Source organism: Candidatus Accumulibacter vicinus (assembly GCF_000584955.1).
In the GTDB taxonomy this organism is placed as follows: domain Bacteria; phylum Pseudomonadota; class Gammaproteobacteria; order Burkholderiales; family Rhodocyclaceae; genus Accumulibacter; species Accumulibacter vicinus.
The window spans coordinates 103,366-107,247 of the sequence record NZ_JDSS02000024.1 but is presented as its reverse complement, the minus strand read 5'-3'; the positions used below and the strand labels follow the sequence as shown (position 1 = coordinate 107,247).

Sequence of the window (3,882 nt, the reverse complement as noted above, 5' to 3'; positions counted from 1 at the left end):
ACGCATGGGGCGCGATCTGCTGCGCCCCGAGGGCTTCGGCCGGGCGAAAGCACATCGGCCCCCTGATTTCCGGGAAATCAAGATCCCGAACAACGACCGAAGCGGCTTGTTTTGCTGGTCCTGAACCCGGTCTAAGGAAGCAAGCAAAAACAACTTGAACAATATGACTTATTTGTCATTGCTCCGAGGTATCAATCGGTAGTTCCATTCACCATGAAACGGGTCGCGCTCGATAGCAAGCGACGGAAGTTCCTCGTCGGACACCTTGATTCCGGACGTATAGGCGTTCTCATCGAGCGCAGCCTTGATTCGTAAGCCCGTGTCGGCTGTGGTGTTGCCAATGAGGTTCACCACCACCTGCCGACTCACCAGCGGTCGTCCACGCCAACTCGGGTGATATGGCAGAACATACGGTGCTCGATCTTGTTCCATTTGCGGGTTCCAGGCGGGAGATGACAAACCTGAGCCGTCAGGCGCAGTTCATCGGCCAGTTTTTGCAACTCTCTTCGCCATAGACGCACGCGATAACCGTTGCTGCCACCGCCGTCCGCAGTGATCAGCAGACGGCGAACATTCGGGTAGGTCACCTGTCCCATTTCACGCCACCAGCGCCGGATGCTCTCGACGGCGAATTCGGCGGTATCGTGGTCAATACCGACACTCACCCAGCCGGTATTGGTGGTCACGTCATCAACCCTGTAGGGCGCGACCTTGCCCAGTTCTCGGTCAATGAAGTCATGAACCCTGACTTCTTCTGGGTGCCCCTTGGGCTGCCATTCTTTACCGGCATTCTTGAAGTCGCCTATCGCCTCTGGTCATTCCGTGACCGTCCCGAATCCGTACCGCTGACCAAACGCCAGCCAGGCCCGTCGGGCAGAAAGGCGAGCCGGTTCGGAACCCTCCACCCGCCCCAGGAGGTCCAGCAGCGCTTTGAGAGGCGCGTCCGTCTCGTTGCCGATGGCGTCGATGACCGTTCTTCGGTCGCGCATCCGCTGCGCACGCTTGCGCTCTCGGGCCGTCATCGCTCGCTCGCCCTGGGGTGGGCGGCCTCTTTTCGTGATAGTCACCAGGGGGTCGGTCCTCTTCTCCTCCGGTTCTGGTGACCGTCACGAAAGGACCGGAACGCTCTGCGGTCGGCTGTCCCAAGGTCCGCAGGCGTCGTTCCGCCCGGAGCCACTGCCTCGGGTCGTTGGCGGTGAGGGCACGACCGCGCGAAGCAGTCGCCTGGCCGGTGGTGCCTCACCGGCCGGCCGCCACGCGACGCAGCGAGGGCACCTCGGGGGACGCGAAGACCTCCAGGTAGAGCTTCTCGTCGAGCTGCGGCAATTCACGCTGGGCCGCCGCGGCAAGCAGTTCGGCGGCGAGCGTAGTCAGGATGCGGTAATTGCCGGCGGCGTGATCGCACAGCGTATGACCGAGCGCGGGGGGCATCAGGCTGGCGTTGCCGGCGCTGCTCAGCAGAGAGGTCAGGCAGGCGAGCAACTCGTCGCGCGACGCCTACTCGGTGGCGAGACGGGTGCGGATGCGGGAGCCCAGCGGGATCAACTCCTCGCGGCGTAGCTTCTCGATCAGACGCGCATCGCCGGCCAGCACGACACACAGGAGCGGCTGCAAATCGAAGCGCTCACTGGCGAGCAGGCGCAACTCGCACAGGACCGCCGGACTCATCTCCTGCGCTTCATCGACCAGCAACACCGCCCGCCGACGGGTCGTTTCCAGAGGCGCGAACCAGACTTCGCGCAATGCCTTGAAGCCACCCCAGCGGTTGTGTGGTCGCAAGAGCACGGCGAAGAGGTCGCCCATTTCGCGATAGAAATCGGCCAGATTGCTCTGCGGAGGGTGGATCGCGCCGACGGTCACGTCCGGCAGGCGTCCCAGGCGGTCGTCCAGGAGGCGCAAGGCGACGCTTTTGCCGGTGCCCGGATCGCCGTGAATCATCGCGAAGCCGCCTTCGCGGATCTGGGCGTGCTCGATTCGCCAGCAGAAGTTCTCGATCCGGGGCGGAACAAAGAGCGCTTCAATCGGCAAGTCGGCGGCGAAGGGATTCCACTTCAGCCCGTAGAGGGCGAGGAGCCGATGGTTCATGCCGGCTCCTGGTCGTCGGACGCCAGATACGCCGGCGGCAGGCCCGTGGCGGCGTAGTCGGCGAGCAGCTGGCGCAGCAGCGGCGCGATGCCGGTGGACGGGGGCACCCGCGCCCTTACAAGTGTAGGTTTTTTGGCGGCTGTGGGTGGGCATCTGGTGGCCAGACAAGATGTCCCCATACAAGTGGAGAGAGGCTAGAACGGAGCTTTTTGCCGGAGGTGAATCATGTTTCGCTATCCCGAATTTTCTCCCTGGATGGCCACTGTTTCCAAGCATTTTCCGGGTTTGAGCAAACCGCTTGCGGCGGGCCTGGCGTGGTGGAGCCTAGGCATGATCCTCGCTCGGTCTTGCGCATTGAGTGCGGTGGCCGGCCTACTGGCACCGCTGCTGGGTCAATCGTTCCACACGGTGCGCGAACGCCTGCGAGACATGTATCGCGAAGCGAGCGCGAAAGCAGGGACGCACCGTGCCGAGCTTGATGTGAGCGAGTGCTGGGCACCGTGGTTGGCTTGGGTGCTTGAGGGCTGGTCCGGCCAGCAAGTGGCGATTGCCCTCGATGCGACCACGCTGGGCCAACGCTTTGTGGCGCTCGTGATCAGTGTGCTCTATCGTGGCTGTGCTGTCCCGGTCGCCTGGAAAATTCTGCCCGCCACCGAGAAGCCTCCGTGGCAGCCCGAATGGCTGGCCTTGTTGAAACACTTCAGCGAAGTTGTGCCACCCGGCTGGACCGTGATTGTCCTGGCCGATCGAGGCTTGTACGCCCAATGGCTATTCCAGGCGATTCAGGCACTGGGCTGGCACCCGCTGCTGCGCATCAATCCACAGGGCACGTTTCGACCTCGGGGCGAGTATCACTGGGTACCCTTGACCCAAGGGTACCCGCCGTGGGTCGGTCCTTTGCGAGCCAAGGCACGGCCTTCCACAGCAAGGAGGCTCGACTGGAGTGCACGTTGCTGGGCCGCTGGGACGCCGGTCATCAAGAAGCGTGGCGGGTGCTGACCGATCTGTCGCCACAAACAGCAGATGTTTGCTGGTATGGGTTGCGGGCATGGATCGAGCAAGGATTCAAACGTCTGAAACGGGGTGGCTGGCAATGGCAATACACCCGCATGGACGATCCCGCGCGCGCACAACGGTTGTGGCTCGCGCTGGCCTTGGCCACTTGGTGGCTGCTGTCCGTCGGCGGTGAAGCCGAAGCGGCCTTGCCTGCCGCGACTTTGCCGACCGTTCCCGGAGCCGCTCGGCGGCAGAACAACAGGTGGCGTTTGGTTGGGATCTTCCGCCAAGGCTGGAATTTGATTATCGCCGCTTTGCTCAGCCATCAAATGCTTCCCATCGCACACGCTGTCCCGGAACCTTGGCCAACTCTGCCACAGAACCAATGCTCGATAAAAAACCTACACTTGTAAGGGCGACGGGCGGGGGCCTACCGCGGGCAGGCGGATGTGCCTGGCCTGGTGACGGACGAGCCGCGGGCTGCGCCAGACCCTGTCGCGCAGCGCACCCGTGGGCTGTCCCCTTCCCGAGTGCGCACCGGCGTTGCGAAACCACTGGGCGGTTGGCTTCAGGAGGCGCCTTGAAGAGGGTGCGGAGGGTTTCGAGGTCGCCGGTGGGGACCGTGCGACAGCGGTAGCCAAGGGGCACAGACATGCCCACCCTTATATACCGCATCCGGGCCGGGAACGTCAGCGTCAGGCGACCGACCGCCACGGCGGCATCCCGATGGCCGCCGCGTAGTCGCCTCCCGCGAGCAGCACCGCCAGGGCATGCGGGGCGAGGACCTGTCCCGGCGACGCG

Annotated in this window: 2 protein-coding genes and 2 pseudogenes; 2 read left to right on the top strand and 2 right to left on the bottom strand. The window is 63.8% G+C overall.

The window, feature by feature from the left end:
* Nucleotides 1-168 precede the first annotated feature (168 nt).
* Nucleotides 169-824, bottom strand: a pseudogene (locus tag CAPSK01_RS11050) (ISAzo13 family transposase); the annotation flags it as partial.
* Nucleotides 825-1,239: 415 nt separating this feature from the next.
* A pseudogene (locus tag CAPSK01_RS11040) lies at nt 1,240-2,085 on the bottom strand (ATP-binding protein).
* A 225-nt stretch (nt 2,086-2,310) separates the two neighbouring features.
* Between CAPSK01_RS11040 and CAPSK01_RS11035 the strand changes: the two are divergent.
* Together CAPSK01_RS11035 and CAPSK01_RS22700 are read left to right on the top strand one after the other, a co-directional pair.
* A complete protein-coding gene (locus CAPSK01_RS11035; protein ID WP_273703518.1) occupies nt 2,311-3,084 on the top strand; it encodes a transposase in 774 nt (257 codons plus the stop codon).
* Entirely contained in the window at nt 3,078-3,494 is a 417-nt protein-coding gene (locus CAPSK01_RS22700) for a hypothetical protein (RefSeq protein ID WP_273703517.1), read from the top strand. The genes CAPSK01_RS11035 and CAPSK01_RS22700 overlap by 7 nt, the downstream gene beginning before the upstream one ends.
* Nucleotides 3,495-3,882: the final 388 nt, after the last annotated feature.